Origin of the sequence: Absiella sp. AM09-50 (genome assembly GCF_003433845.1) — a bacterium.
Lineage (GTDB): Bacteria > Bacillota_I > Bacilli_A > Erysipelotrichales > Erysipelotrichaceae > Hoskinsella > Hoskinsella hominis.
Map to the genome: position 1 here is coordinate 1 of NZ_QVFI01000037.1, position 13,702 is coordinate 13,702.

Here is a 13,702-nt window from a genome sequence, read left to right on the forward strand (position 1 = left end):
CTGGCGGTATTTCGGGCGGTGTGGCTGGTGCGGTGGCTGGAAGTGCCGTTGCTGGCAAGAGGGCTGAAAGAAAAAATACAGCTTCTAAAGAAAATCGGGGCAATATCACTTCCAGCATGGGACAGCGTGCAGGCTCAAAGGTGGGTGCTGTCTTAGATACGAAAAATAAAGTGAAAGACAAGGCAAACGCTGTCAAAGAAAACATCAAGGATATGCCGACGCAAACCGCTTATGCGGTGTATTCCGCAAAGGAAAAGGCAAAGTCCAGCGTGTCTGACTTTAAGCGTGGCATGGTGCAGGAACAGAAGTCCAGACAGACGGGACGATTGGAAAAGCAGGAACAGCATAGACAAAATATCGCTGACAAGCGTATGGAGCTTCAAAAAGCACAAGAAGCTAGGCAGGCACAGCGAAAGGCTGACAGATCAGCGACAACGGGAGCTACCCGTCCCCATGAGCGACCAGCCACAGCTTCAACCATTCCAAAGCCGAGTACAGAAAAAACGCAGGAAATCAAACGCCCTGCCACAGCGACCACTTCAAAAGCAAGCGAGCCAGTCAAGACAAGCGTTATCAAAGAGCGTCCGCTATCTTCTGGTGCTTCTGATAGAAAAGCAACCCAGCTTACACAGCAAGTACATAGGCAGAATGTAGAAAAAGTAGTATTGCAGGAAACACGCCAGAATTACACCAAAGACCGCAGGAAAAAGGTTCAGCAGACCCATAGCGTCCAGAAGAACCAACAGACCATAGAGAAAAGCCGTAATCTTGTAACGAAGAAAGGACAGAAGAAAAAATGAAACTGAAACATATCGCTCTTATTGGCAGTCTGTTTCCTATCCTCTTTTCTCTGGTGCTTTTCTTTGGTGTCCTCATTAGTGCGGACAGCGACGATGAGAACAGCAATTTTTCTTCTGGCATTACGGGTATGAACCTATCCGCAGAAGTCTTGAAACATCAGCCTATGGTGGAAAAATACGCCAAAGAATACGGTATTTCCGAGTATGTCAATGTATTGTTGGCTATCATTCAAGTAGAAAGTGGCGGTACGGCAGTAGATGTTATGCAGAGTTCGGAAAGTCTTGGTTTACCGCCTAACTCTTTAGATACAGAAAGCTCAATCAAGCAGGGGTGTAAATATTTTGCGTCCCTGCTTTCTTCCTGCAAAAATCAAGGTATCGACGATTTGAATGTAGCGATACAGTCCTATAATTATGGCGGTGGCTATGTGGGATATGTGGCAGGAAAAGGAAAGAAACATACATACAATCTTGCAGAGAGCTTCGCCCGTGAGAAATCGGGTGGAAAGAAAGTAACCTACACCAACCCGATAGCCTTTGCGAAAAATGGTGGCTGGCGTTATCAGTATGGCAATCAATTTTATGTGGAATTAGTCAATCAGTATTTAACTGTTCCGCAGGTATCGGGAGAGCTGACACAAAAGGTCATGAATGAAGCGTTGAAATATCAAGGCTGGAAGTATGTATATGGCGGTAGCAATCCAAACACTTCCTTTGACTGTTCGGGGCTGACGCAATGGTGCTATGGAAAAGCTGGTGTTTCCTTACCGAGAACAGCACAAGCACAGTATGACGCCACCCAACATCTTCCACTCTCGCAGGCAAAGGCTGGGGACTTGGTATTTTTCCATTCTACCTATAACGCTGGAAGTTATGTAACACACGTCGGTATTCTTGTTTCGCCGACGCAGATGTACCACGCAGGAAATCCGATAGGATATGCAGACCTAAATAATAGTTACTGGCAACAGCACTTAATCGGTGCAGGACGAGTAAAACAATAGAAAGTGAGGATAACATTATGTTTAAGAAGAATAAGAAACAGACAGAAAATGTCAAAGAAAAAAAGGGGCGTACTGTCAAGGTAGGCACACATAAGAAAACCGTGATTGCGTTGTGGGTGGTGCTTCTCGCAAGCGTGAGCTTTGGGGTATATAAAAATTTTACCGCTATCGACCAGCACACCACCCATGAAAAAGAAATCATAGAGCTTCGCTTGCAGGACACCAACGGGATAGAAAATTTCGTGAAGAACTTTGCGAAGTCCTACTACACATGGAATAACAGCAAAGAAGCGATTGAAGCAAGGGCGCAGGCAATCAGCGGTTATCTGACAAAGGAATTGCAGGACTTAAATATAGATACCATTAGAACCGGCATACCGACCAGCTCCACAGTTACAGATGTGATTGTATGGCATATCGAGCAGTCGGGAACGGACACTTTTTCTGCTACCTACGAAGTAGATCAGCAGATAAAAGAGGGAGAACAGACAAGTAATGTCAAAGCAACCTATACCGTAAAAGTCCATGTGGACGCTGACGGGGATATGGTAATCGTTCAGAACCCTACCCTTGCACCAGCAGTTGAAAAATCAGACTATGAGCCTAAGACACCAGAAACAGACACAAGCGTAGACGCTGATACGGTAAATGACGCTACCGCATTTCTGGAAACATTCTTTAAGCTGTACCCGACAGCCACAGAAAAAGAACTTGCCTACTATGTATCGGGAAATGTGCTTGAGCCTATCGGCAGGGACTACCTTTATTCTGAATTGGTAAACCCTATCTTTACAAAGGACGGGGACAATGTGAAAGTGAAAGTAGCTGTGAAATTCCTTGATAATCAGACAAAGGCGACGCAGGTATCGCAGTATGAGCTTGTTCTCCGTAAAGATAGTAACTGGAAGATTGTATAAATAGAATAATTTAGCCGTAACCACTTATTCTTTTGGAGTTACGGCTAAATTTTTATACAAATTTCGATATTGACTAGGCGAGGTGGAATGATATTTTTTAAATATTCGACTAAAATAATTACCATTTTCAAAACCACACATTAAAGCAATTTCTGTGATGTTATAATCTGTTTGTTTTAAATAGTAAATTGATTTGTCTAGACGTATATTGTTTATATAATCGGTTGTAGTTTTTCCCGTTAATTGTTTGAAACTACGACAAAAATGATGAACACTTAATCCTACCGTATTTGCCAGTTTAGATAATGTTATTTTTTCATTATATTTCTTTTCAATCAGTTCAAATGCAGGTTGAAATCTTATAAGAGTAGCTTCCTTATCATCTAATTCTGATTGTGTAAGAATATGTTGAACATGGTTTCTTAACAGTGTAACTACTAAATAATAAATGTAACCTTTTATTGCCAATTCGTAACCTATTTTTTTATTGAAGTATTCCATTAGGACTTTTTTTACTAGTTCTGTTAGTTCTGTGTTGTTTTGAATTAAATTGTTAAATTCAATTCTATTTAAAGTAATGGGAGTTAAATATTTTGTTTGCAATAAATCCACATGATTACTGAAAAGAAAGGAAGGTTCAAATCTTATAGTATAAAAAACCAAATTATCTGATGTACTTTCTAAATAATGTAACTCATTAGGATTTACAATGACTAAATCATTAGCTTGTACTTCAAAATTATTTTTACCACACTCTAATTTAGCTGTTCCGCTAATAAAGTAATAAACTTGTAAATGTTCATGCCAATGTCTGGGAAAACTTTGTCCATTTTTAATATCCGATTTTTTAAAAATATCCACAAAACTCTCTTGCCCTTTTCTATTAAAATAATTATCTCTATTATTCATAATATCCTCACATATCAAAATTGTGCTAATATACAGCAATACAGTTATTGAAAATATTTGTATATATTCCTATTATATGATATGTGGTTTGCGTTGTAAATCACAAAATAATACTAATAAGGAGATGTGTTATGAACAATAAATCAATTCATATTGAAACGACAAAGAGAACAGTTGTTCTAATTGCTATAATTGCAATGACTTTTATGGCTACGTTAGATTCAAGTATTGTTAATGTAGCTCTGCCTGTCCTTTCAGAAAAACTGAATGTAACTATATCGGCTGTTGAATGGGTAATCGCCAGTTATTCTATTATTATTTGTTCAACAATATTATTTTGGGGGCGCTTAGGAGATATTTGTGGAAAATCAAAAATATTTCAATTTGGAACAATTCTTTTTACCGTATCGTCTTTGTTATGTGGCTTAAGTAATTCTTTTGCTGTCTTGATTATATGTCGATTTCTACAAGGTATAGGAGCTTCAGCATATATGGCAAACAACCACGGTATTATTACAGAATTATTTCCTAAAGAAAGCCGTGGAAAAGCATTAGGAGTTTTAGTAACCGCAGTCGCATTAGGAAATATGGTCGGACCGTCAATCGGGGGAATGATTTTGTCTGTATTTAATTGGAATTATATTTTCTACATCAATGTTCCATTTGGTATTGGTGTATTTATATTGGGACTAAGGTTTTTACCCAAAGGAGAGAGAAAAGATGAATGTATGGATATAGTAGGAGCTATTTTACAGTTTATTGTTACACTGTTGTTTTTTGGTTCATTGATTTTATCGCAACAGACAGAACAATTAAATCCGTACATTATGGCTTCTATCGGCATATCTATTGTTTTGGCAATACTATTTATTTTTGTGGAAAAGAAACAACATCAACCACTTTTAAATTTAGATATATTTAGAAACTTAAAATTTTCAATCAATCTAGTGTGTGCGTTAACATCTTTTATTTGTATAGCTTCATCTAGCATTTTAATACCATTCTATTTGCAAAATGCTTTGAAGTTAAGTCCATTCTATGCGGGCTTATTTATGATGCTGTCTCCTCTGGTGTTAGCAGTTTGCTCCCCAATATTTGGAAGTATTTCTGATAAAGTATCATCAGAAAAGGTTATTTTTATAGGATTGTTAGTATTAAGTTTAGGGTTCTTTTTAATGTCAAGATTAACAGAAACTTCTCCAGTCTTTTTGTTTGCTCTATCAGTTGCAACAATGGCAGTTGGACAAGCTATATTTCAACCTGCAAACAATGCACTTATTATGTCAACGTGTCCCAAAGATAAGCTGGGTATTGTAGGAAGCGTAAATTCGTTGGTTAGAAATTTAGGTCAAACAGTTGGTATTGCGTTATCTACAACTTTATTGTACTTTTTTATGAGTGATTTTGCTGGATATAGAGTATCTGACTATATTTTGGGACATGATGAATTTTTTATTTATGGTATGCAACACGTTTATATTATTTTGGTAATCATTTGTTTGCTGGGAGCTTGTTTAACAGGAATTAGATTGATTTTAAAGATGTCTAGAGAAAAAAATGATAGGTCTTAAAAAGCGAGATATTAAAAAAGCCTTGAAAGCAGGTGCAAAGGCTGGCGGTGTTTCATTGGCTGATATACGGGCTGATATTGAAGCGACGATTGATGAAGCTATGAACAGTACAGACCCAGAGGTGCAGGCAAATTTCAAAAAATATTTTGGGAATAAACGCCCTACGCCAGAAGAATACATTTATAAGATTACAAAAAAAGCAAAAGTTAAGCTGTAAATAAAAACGCCGTGGTAAACAACTCACAGCGTGAGATCTGCGTATCACGGCTTACAATCAGTTTTGAAGTAAATAGTTTTCTCCCCAGTTACATAGTTCATCAAGAATTGGTGTTAAGGTTTTTCCGAATTCAGTTAAGGAATACTCTGTTTTTGGTGGGACGACTGGATAAACCTTGCGGTTAATCAATCCGTCTTTTTCCAGCTCACGAAGCTGTTGTGCTAACATTTGTCTGTTGCTTTTGGAATGAGCTTATGAATTTCGCTATACCGTAATGTTTTATTCATTAAGTGCCATAAAATGACCGCTTTATATTTTCCGCCGATTAGTTGAATGGTTGCTTCAACGGACAACTAAAACCACAGCAATTATTTTCCATGATGTTCTATCACTTTCTTTTTAGGTAGTATATTACAAAATAGTGTGTTCTTGTCTAATAGACTATTACGAATATAATTATAGTATAGGTTGACCTAATTCACAAGAACAAAGGAGATTAAAAAGAGGGAGAACAGACAAGCAATGTCGAGGCAACCTATACCGTAAAAGTCCATGTGGACGCTGACGGGGATATGGTAATCGTTCAAAACCCTACCCTTGCACCAGCAATCGAAAAATCAGACTATGAGCCTAAGACACCAGAAGCAGACGCAAGTGTAGACGCTGATACCGTCAACGACGCTACCTCATTTCTGGAAACATTCTTTAAGCTGTACCAGACAGCCACAGAAAAAGAGCTTGCTTATTATGTATCTGGAAATGTACTTGAACCTATCGGCAGGGACTATTTTTATTCTGAACTGGTAAACCCAGTATTTACAAAGGACGGAGACAATGTGAAAGTCAAGGTAGCTGTGAAATTCCTTGATAATCAGACAAAGGCAACGCAGGTATCGCAGTATGAGCTTGTATTGCATAAGGATAGCAACTGGAAGATTGTAGGATAAATCAAAAAAAGTAGTTTGCAAATCATATTTCTATGACATGCAAACTACCTTTTCATCGAATTATGTTCACAAATAGTTCTGAATACGCTAAAATAGTGATTCATGCAAAAACCGCAATATATATTAAAACTTGAAGAAAACAAGATATTATAATCTAAGCTGAAAGGAGGGTGCTGTAATGGTCAATAAGGTTGAAAACATTATAACGGTGATCAATTACATAGAAAACAATCTCACAGAAAAGTTGAACTTATCCTCTATTGCAATGGGTGTTGGTTATTCAAAATATCATTTGCATAGAATGTTTGTCGAAACTGTTGGATTGTCTATACATGACTATGTACAACGCAGACAATTAACAGAGTCTGCAAAACTTTTAGTGTTTTCTGATAAATCCATTCTTGAAATCTCGCTTATTGCTGGTTATGAAAGTCAGCAGGCATTTACAAATATTTTTAAGCAGATGTATAAGAAGACGCCTAACGAATATCGAATGAACGAAGAATTTTATCCGTTACAGCTTAGATTTGATTTGATACAGACAGTTAAACAAAAATTATCACAACAAGAAATGGAAGAAAATATCAGATTTGCTACAACAACAGATATACCTGCCTGTCTAGAACTAGCTTATTTAGTAATAGACGGTTTTCCAAATTTGAACGAGAATGAGTTCTTAACAGAATTAAAAAAAGGTATTTTAGAGCAAAGAGTTTTGATTTTAACTGATAATGCTATTGCCATTGCTTTGATGTCTATTAACTATCATACGGGAAGCATTGATTTCTTTGGAGTACACCCGTTATATCGTAAATGTGGTATTGCAAAACTATTTTTGGATAAGGTTATGAATGAACTTTTAGTTGATAAAGACATTTCTGTAACAACATTCCGTGAGGGCGACAAAGCTGATACGGGGTATCGTAAGGCTTACAAAGAATTAGGCTTTGCTGAAGCAGAGTTATTAGTTGAATTTGGTTATCCTACACAAAAATTAGTATTATTCTCAAAAAATGGGGGTAGTACAAATGAATAGTAATCCTCTTGCAAAAAATTTTAATACTGGGTCTTTATTAAAATTTGCTTTCCCGACCATATCCATGATGTTATTTATGGGTCTTTACACAATTGTAGATACCATATTTGTATCACGATTTGTCAATACAAATGCTTTATCAGCAATCAATATTGTTTGTCCCGTTATCAATTTAATAGTAGGATTGGGAACAATGATAGCTACGGGTGGTAGTGCCATAGTTGCAAGAAAAATGGGAGCAGGAGAACCCAAACGAGCAAAGCAAGATTTTACACTACTTATTTTATTTGGTTTTATTTTGGGAGTAATAATTTTCGTTCTAGGAATTATCTTTATTGATGAAATTATATATGCTCTTGGAGCTGATAAGGTTTTATTTCCATATTGTAAAGACTATTTAACTATTATTTTACTTTTTACACCTGCAAGTATGTTGCAGGTACTATTTCAAAATTTATTTGTAACAGCAGGAAAACCAACTTTAGGACTGGTTCTTTCTGTATGTGCTGGTGCAATGAATATCGTATTTGATTATCTTTTTATGGTTATATTTGACATGGGGATTGCTGGTGCAGGATTTGGAACTGGAATTGGTTATTTGATACCAGCCATTACGGGAATAATTGTCTTTAGTAAAAAATCGGGAACATTGTCTTTTGTAAAACCTATTATAGATATTAAAGTACTTGGAGAAAGTTGTATAAATGGTTCATCAGAAATGGTTAGTCAGCTTTCAACGGCAATTACTACATTCTTTTTCAATCGTACAATGATGAATTTATTAGGTGTAAATGGTGTGGCTTCTATTACCATAATTATATATACACAATTTTTGCTTACAACATTATTTATTGGTTTTTCAATGGGTGTTGCCCCAGTTATTAGCTATAATTTTGGAGCAAACAATTATTACGGATTAAAGAAAATATATAAAATCTGTATTTCTTTCATTTTTGTAGGTTCATTATTTATTTTTGCGTTATCCTTTATAAATGGAAATAGTTTGGTACGTTTATTTACTGGGACAAATGAAGCGGTATATAAAATTGCAATAAACGGATTTATGATATTTGTATTTAGTTTTCTTTTTTCGGGCTTCAATATATTTTCATCTGCAATTTTTACTGCATTATCTAACGGTAAGCTATCTGCTTTGATTTCTTTTTTAAGGACATTCGGCTTTATAATGATAGGCTTGTTGGTAATGCCTCAGTTCATTGAGATAACAGGTGTATGGTTGGCTGTTCCCGTTGCTGAAATATTAACACTATGTATTTCATTATATTTGAATTTTCGTCTTTGGCGTTCGTGGAACAATCAGAATAACAGTTATGAAAAAATACAGAACTGGAAGATTGTAGGGTAAATGATAATAGGCTTACATTTTACTTTTTGTAAAAGTGTAAGCCTTTTTCAAAAAAATCAAAAAAACTCTTGCTTATGACGTAACGTCGTGAATTATAATATAAGCAGGAGGAATGGAACATGAATAAAAAGAAAGCTATACCAGAAAATTTTATGACTGTTGGAGAACTTGCAAAGAAAATGGGGACAACAGTACGAACACTTCAATATTATGACAAAGAGGGCTTGCTTTCCCCTACTACTGAAAGTGAGGGGGGACGCAGATTATATACGCATAAGGATATGATAAAACTTCATCAAATCTTATCATTAAAGTCTTTGGGCTTTTCGCTTGATGATATAAAAAACAAACTGATTTCTCTTGATACACCAGAAGAAGTAGCAACCGTTCTTAATGAGCAGTCGCTGGCTATTCAACAGAAAATAGAACAATTAACAGAAGCAGTAACAGCGATTGAAACATTAAAAAATGAAGTCTTGCAAATGCAAGTTGTAGATTTCAAAAAATATGCTGACATTATCGTTAATCTACAAATGAACAATGAGTATTACTGGTTAATAAAACATTTTGATGATACAACATTAGAACATATCCGTAACCGATTTGATAAAGAAAGCGGAATGGACTTTATGCACCGTTTCAATCAACTAAACGATAAAGTTATAAGGTTAAAAGAGAAGAATATAGCACCAGAGGATAAGCAGGCACAAGCATTAGCACAAGAATTTTGGAATATGGTTATGGAATTTACAAATGGGGATATGAGTATGCTTCCTACATTGATGAAATTTGATAATCTCATAGGCGATAATAACGAGTGGTTAGAAAAGCAAAAACAAGTAAATGAATATCTGCAACCTGCATTAGAGTTATATTTTCAAAATGCTGGTATAAATGCTTTCGAGGGGGTGTAGGAATGTCTTATGCAATAGAAATTACCGATTTGAAGAAAAAGTATGGAAACCATGAAGTATTGAAAGGTATTAACTTTTGTGTTGAGCATGGAGAAGTATTCGGTATTTTGGGTATCAATGGAGCAGGTAAAACAACTATTCTTGAATGTATCGAAGGCTTTCGTAAATATCATTCTGGTAATATAAAAATATCGGGAAATATTGGTATTCAATTACAATCAGCTTCGTTACCTGCTTATATGAAAGTAAGTGAAGTAATTCAGTTGTTCTCGAAATGGAAACGTGCAGAGATTGATAATTCCTTACTAATGGCGTTGGGAGTAACAGATTTGCAAAAGAAGTTATACACAGAATTGTCGGCAGGACAAAAAAGAAGATTACATTTAGCTCTTGCTCTTATTGGAAAGCCAGACATCTTATTTCTCGACGAACCGACAACGGAACTTGATGTAGAGGGACGTATATCTCTGCATAATGAAATTCGGAAGTTAAATCAAAATGGTACAACAATAATTTTGTCTAGTCATGATATGGCAGAGGTTGAAGCTCTTTGTACCCGTATCGCTATTCTAAATAATGGGGTAATTAGTTTCATAGGTACAACTGACGAATTAGCGTCAAAAGTAGGCAAGAAATACAACATAAAAATAGTAAGTGAATTGGGCGAAAACGAATACTCTGCTGTCAATGTTGCAGATACCTTGTTAAGTATTTTAGAAGAATACAAGCAGAAAAATATTGATATTTTCGATATAAAGGTAAATCGAGGTACATTAGAACAGCACTTTATCAATCTTTCAAGGGGGTGTAAACAATGAAAGCTATGTTGTATGGAATAAAGGTACAATTAAAAATAGATATTCGCAGTAAAACACTATTAGTAACCTGCTATGTCGTCCCACTACTATTTTTTGCGATTATGGGCGGTATTTTTACTTCTTTAATGCCAGAAGCGAAGAATACATTGATACAATCTATGACAGTTATGGGGGTTTCAATGGGAGCTTTCATAGGTGTACCACCATCAATGGTTGAAGTATATGGTACGGACATAAAGAAAATGTATATAGCAAATGGGATACCTTTATGTTTTGGTGTAATTACCTTAGTTGTATCTGCATTTATCCATTTAATGATAATGAGCATGATTATTTTTACACTTGCACCGATTGTATTTCACTCTACTATCCCGTCAAATATTCCGTTATATTTTATAACACTTGCCTTATTTGTTATTGTATCGCTTGCTATTTCATGTGTGCTGGGGTTAGCTGTTAAAAATCAAGCAAAACTGACAATGTATAGTCAAGTTGTCTTTTTACCCTCTATTATGTTGTCTGGTATCATGTTTTCGGCAGAATTACTTCCAAACTTTCTTGAAAGTATGGGAAAACTGTTTCCTGCAACATGGGGATATACTTTGTTGATACAAAAGAATATTGACGTAAGTACATTTATTCCTATAGTAATTATTCTGATTATTTCTGTTTTTATAAGTGTGCAATTATTGAAAAAGATACGTTCTGAATGATACGAAGAAAGAGATTGAATTATGATAGGTCTAAAAAAACGAGATATAAAAAAAGCATTGAAAGCTGGTGCAAAGGCTAGTGGTATGTCATTGGCTGATGTTCGGGAAAATATCGAAGCAACGATTGATGAAGCTATGAATAGCACTGACCCAGAGGTGCAGGCAAATTTCAAAAAGTATTTTGGAAATAAACGCCCTACACCAGAAGAATATATCTATAAGATTACGAAAAAGACAGTAAAATAAGTGCTTTAAAGGGGGCTTGTATTATGGAACGCTTTAAGTACACTCTTACAAATTCAGATACAACCTAACAGCATTACCTTTACAACTGAATATGAAATAGCTTTAGAAGCTCGTACAGACTATATGTTTTGTGCGGGCTTTTTTTTGTACCCAAAAAATTTTTTCAACTTTTTTCGGTTTCAACTTAACAAATCACACCTTGCTGTACAGATATGGTGCGGAAAGAGGGATAAACACTTTTCAAGTCATAGCTGGAAAGGGGGTGAGATTATGAAACCGTCTGATTTCCAGAAAACAATACAATGCCAGTTTGAAAGTAAATTTAAGAAAGTTGTCAAAGGCATTGTAAAGAATTACCAAAAAGAGTTGAAGCGAAGAAAAAAGAATGAAATTCCATTCTGTGAACTTCCAGAGATTATTGTTGAGAAATTTACTGTCTGGGACGATTACGAAACCGACTATACTATTTTCAATGTTTGTGGCAATGATATTCGTGTTTATGACGATGAACTTGCAGAAGCCTTGAAAAAGCTGTCTGACCGTAACCGAGAAAATTTACTGATGTACTATTTCTTGGAAATGAACAACGAAGAAATTGCCAGAGTACAAAACATTTCCAGAAGTGGAGTTTTTCAAAATCGGTACAACTCATTGGAACTTATGAAAAAAATACTCAAGGAGGAAAAGTAGAAAATGAAACGCACGTTTAAGAAACCGTCTTTTTATCTGATTTCATCAGCTACGGACGGGGACGCAAAAGCGATTGAAAAGATACTTGCATTTTATGACCCATACATATCAAAATGCTGTCTGCGTCTACTCTATGATGAATACGGCAACGTCTATATTGCTGTGGATATGGAGTTAAAAGGACGTATCAGAGAAGCATTGATAAAAATGATGTTAGATTTCGATATTCCTTTAGAAATCGAAGAATAAGCAGTTTTCAGCGGAGTTTGATTTGACACCCCTCTTTCCTGCTCCGCTACTGTTTTGAAAATGAGAGCTTTTATGAGCTTTCGCCACGGTTCTTTGAAAATTGAATAAAGCAGACAGATACGTTTGTGAGGTAGCAAGCCACGGGGACTGTACGCCACGACCTTTCCAAAAGAAAGCGAGCGACCCACGCAGTGATCCGAGAGCGACCGTTGGAAAAGTCGCTTTGCCACGACCTACCCTCACAGAATAATGATACGTCCGCATGGTGCGGTTCTGCCCACAAGAATGGGAATAGTTGAGATACTAACGGAGCTTTCCAAAGCCGTCTGCCTGCTTGTAAAAAATGACACACAGTAAAGGGGGTGCATAGATTATGAACAATACTGATGTGCCTATCTGGGAAAAATATACGCTGACGATTGAAGAAGCGTCCAAATACTTCCGCATTGGCGAGAAGAAATTGCGTAAATTAGCCGAAGAAAATCTTGACGCTGGCTGGGTTATCGTAAACGGTAATCGTATTCAGATAAAGCGAAAACAATTTGAAAAAAATCATAGATACATTGGACGAAATCTAATGTCATTGAGCCGTAGATATGGTATAATAAGGTATAGCGTATCACGGCTCATTCCATGACGGAAAGGAGCTTTACACTATGTCTAATGTAAAACGAAAAGACAGTAAAAATCGCAATTTGCGTAATGGAGAGAGCCAGCGAAAAGACGGAAGATACGTTTATAAATATACCGATATATACGGAAAGCCACAATTTATCTATTCTTGGAAACTTGTACCGACAGACAAGACACCTGCTGGAAAGCGTGATGATATATCGTTGAGGGAAAAAGAAGCACAGATAAAAAAAGACCTTAATGACGGTATCGACACAGCAGGCGGTAAAATGACAGTCTGCCAGCTCTACGAGAAAAAGAACAGCCAAAGAAAAAGCATCAAAAGGGCTACTGAAAAAGGACGACAGTATCTTATGAACGCTCTGAAAAATGACCCATTGGGTATGAGGGCGATTGATACTGTTAAGCAGTCGGACGCTAAAGAATGGGCTATCAGAATGAGTGAAAAAGGATATGCCTATAAAACGATTGATAACTATAAGCGTTCCTTGAAAGCGTCATTTTACATGGCGATACAAGACGACTGTATCAGAAAGAACCCATTTGAATTTAAACTAAGTGATGTTCTGGAAGATGATACGGAGCAGAAAGTTATCCTTACACCAGAGCAGGAAGAACGCCTGCTTGCCTTTATGGAAACGGACAAGATTTACAGTAAGTATTATGATGAGG

The 13,702-nt window shown here is 36.2% G+C and carries 14 protein-coding genes and 4 pseudogenes; 16 read left to right on the top strand and 2 right to left on the bottom strand.

All coding sequences use genetic code 11. The features are described from left to right. From DW114_RS19125 to DW114_RS19135, 3 genes and pseudogenes are all read left to right on the top strand, one after another. Positions 1 to 800: pseudogene (locus DW114_RS19125) on the top strand (YtxH domain-containing protein); the annotation flags it as partial. Further along, the gene (locus tag DW114_RS19130) at positions 797 to 1,804 is read left to right on the top strand and encodes a lysozyme family protein (protein WP_117455694.1); all 1,008 of its coding nucleotides are present in this window, start codon (positions 797 to 799) and stop codon (positions 1,802 to 1,804) included. The pseudogene DW114_RS19125 and the gene DW114_RS19130, both read left to right, overlap by 4 nt. 17 nt (positions 1,805 to 1,821) lie before the next feature. Next, the gene (locus DW114_RS19135; protein WP_117455696.1) at positions 1,822 to 2,721 is read left to right on the top strand and encodes a conjugal transfer protein; all 900 of its coding nucleotides are present in this window, start codon (positions 1,822 to 1,824) and stop codon (positions 2,719 to 2,721) included. A gap of 24 nt (positions 2,722 to 2,745) precedes the next feature. On the opposite strand, the gene DW114_RS19140 is transcribed toward DW114_RS19135, so the two are convergent. Beyond that, positions 2,746 to 3,630 (bottom strand): AraC family transcriptional regulator, encoded by an 885-nt coding sequence (locus DW114_RS19140; RefSeq protein WP_117455698.1) that lies wholly within the window; start codon positions 3,628 to 3,630, stop codon positions 2,746 to 2,748. Between the two features lie 131 nt (positions 3,631 to 3,761). Between DW114_RS19140 and DW114_RS19145 the strand changes: the two genes are divergently transcribed. Together DW114_RS19145 and DW114_RS19150 are read left to right on the top strand one after the other, a co-directional pair. Next, positions 3,762 to 5,201 (top strand): MFS transporter, encoded by a 1,440-nt coding sequence (locus DW114_RS19145; protein WP_071143790.1) that lies wholly within the window; start codon positions 3,762 to 3,764, stop codon positions 5,199 to 5,201. Beyond that, complete coding sequence (locus tag DW114_RS19150; protein ID WP_004612099.1) at positions 5,188 to 5,418, top strand: hypothetical protein; 231 nt, start codon at positions 5,188 to 5,190, stop codon at positions 5,416 to 5,418. The genes DW114_RS19145 and DW114_RS19150 overlap by 14 nt, the downstream gene beginning before the upstream one ends. A gap of 57 nt (positions 5,419 to 5,475) precedes the next feature. Here the strand turns inward: DW114_RS19150 and DW114_RS22250 are convergent. After that, positions 5,476 to 5,771 (bottom strand): annotated as a pseudogene (locus DW114_RS22250) (winged helix-turn-helix transcriptional regulator). A gap of 147 nt (positions 5,772 to 5,918) precedes the next feature. On the opposite strand from DW114_RS22250, the pseudogene DW114_RS19160 reads away from it, so the two are divergent. The 11 genes and pseudogenes from DW114_RS19160 to DW114_RS21830 form a co-directional block, all read left to right on the top strand. Beyond that, a pseudogene (locus DW114_RS19160) lies at positions 5,919 to 6,365 on the top strand (conjugal transfer protein); the annotation flags it as partial. Between the two features lie 178 nt (positions 6,366 to 6,543). Continuing rightward, positions 6,544 to 7,401 carry a GNAT family N-acetyltransferase gene (locus DW114_RS19165; RefSeq protein ID WP_117455700.1) on the top strand — a complete coding sequence of 286 codons (858 nt, stop codon included), beginning with the start codon at positions 6,544 to 6,546 and terminating at the stop codon, positions 7,399 to 7,401. After that, entirely contained in the window at positions 7,394 to 8,767 is a 1,374-nt protein-coding gene (locus DW114_RS19170) for an MATE family efflux transporter (protein ID WP_117455702.1), read from the top strand. The genes DW114_RS19165 and DW114_RS19170 overlap by 8 nt, the downstream gene beginning before the upstream one ends. A 119-nt stretch (positions 8,768 to 8,886) precedes the next feature. Then, positions 8,887 to 9,681, top strand: coding sequence for a MerR family transcriptional regulator (locus tag DW114_RS19175; RefSeq protein WP_117455704.1), 795 nt, complete (start codon positions 8,887 to 8,889; stop codon positions 9,679 to 9,681). A gap of 2 nt (positions 9,682 to 9,683) precedes the next feature. After that, the gene (locus tag DW114_RS19180; protein ID WP_004612106.1) at positions 9,684 to 10,499 is read left to right on the top strand and encodes an ABC transporter ATP-binding protein; all 816 of its coding nucleotides are present in this window, start codon (positions 9,684 to 9,686) and stop codon (positions 10,497 to 10,499) included. Beyond that, positions 10,496 to 11,212: an ABC transporter permease gene (locus DW114_RS19185; RefSeq protein WP_117455706.1), complete on the top strand. Its 717-nt coding sequence runs from the start codon at positions 10,496 to 10,498 to the stop codon at positions 11,210 to 11,212. Before DW114_RS19180 ends, DW114_RS19185 begins: the two co-directional genes overlap by 4 nt. 21 nt (positions 11,213 to 11,233) lie before the next feature. After that, a complete protein-coding gene (locus tag DW114_RS19190) occupies positions 11,234 to 11,458 on the top strand; it encodes a hypothetical protein (protein WP_117455708.1) in 225 nt (74 codons plus the stop codon). A 270-nt stretch (positions 11,459 to 11,728) separates the two neighbouring features. Then, on the top strand, positions 11,729 to 12,148 hold the full coding sequence (locus DW114_RS19195; RefSeq protein WP_117455710.1) for a sigma factor-like helix-turn-helix DNA-binding protein: 420 nt from the start codon (positions 11,729 to 11,731) through the stop codon (positions 12,146 to 12,148). Positions 12,149 to 12,151: 3 nt separating this feature from the next. Continuing rightward, complete coding sequence (locus DW114_RS19200; protein WP_117455712.1) at positions 12,152 to 12,397, top strand: helix-turn-helix domain-containing protein; 246 nt, start codon at positions 12,152 to 12,154, stop codon at positions 12,395 to 12,397. Positions 12,398 to 12,770: 373 nt separating this feature from the next. Then, a pseudogene (locus DW114_RS19215) lies at positions 12,771 to 12,975 on the top strand (excisionase). Between the two features lie 78 nt (positions 12,976 to 13,053). Continuing rightward, on the top strand, positions 13,054 to 13,702 hold a 649-nt coding region (locus tag DW114_RS21830), incomplete at its 3' end, for an integrase DNA-binding domain-containing protein (protein ID WP_233512192.1).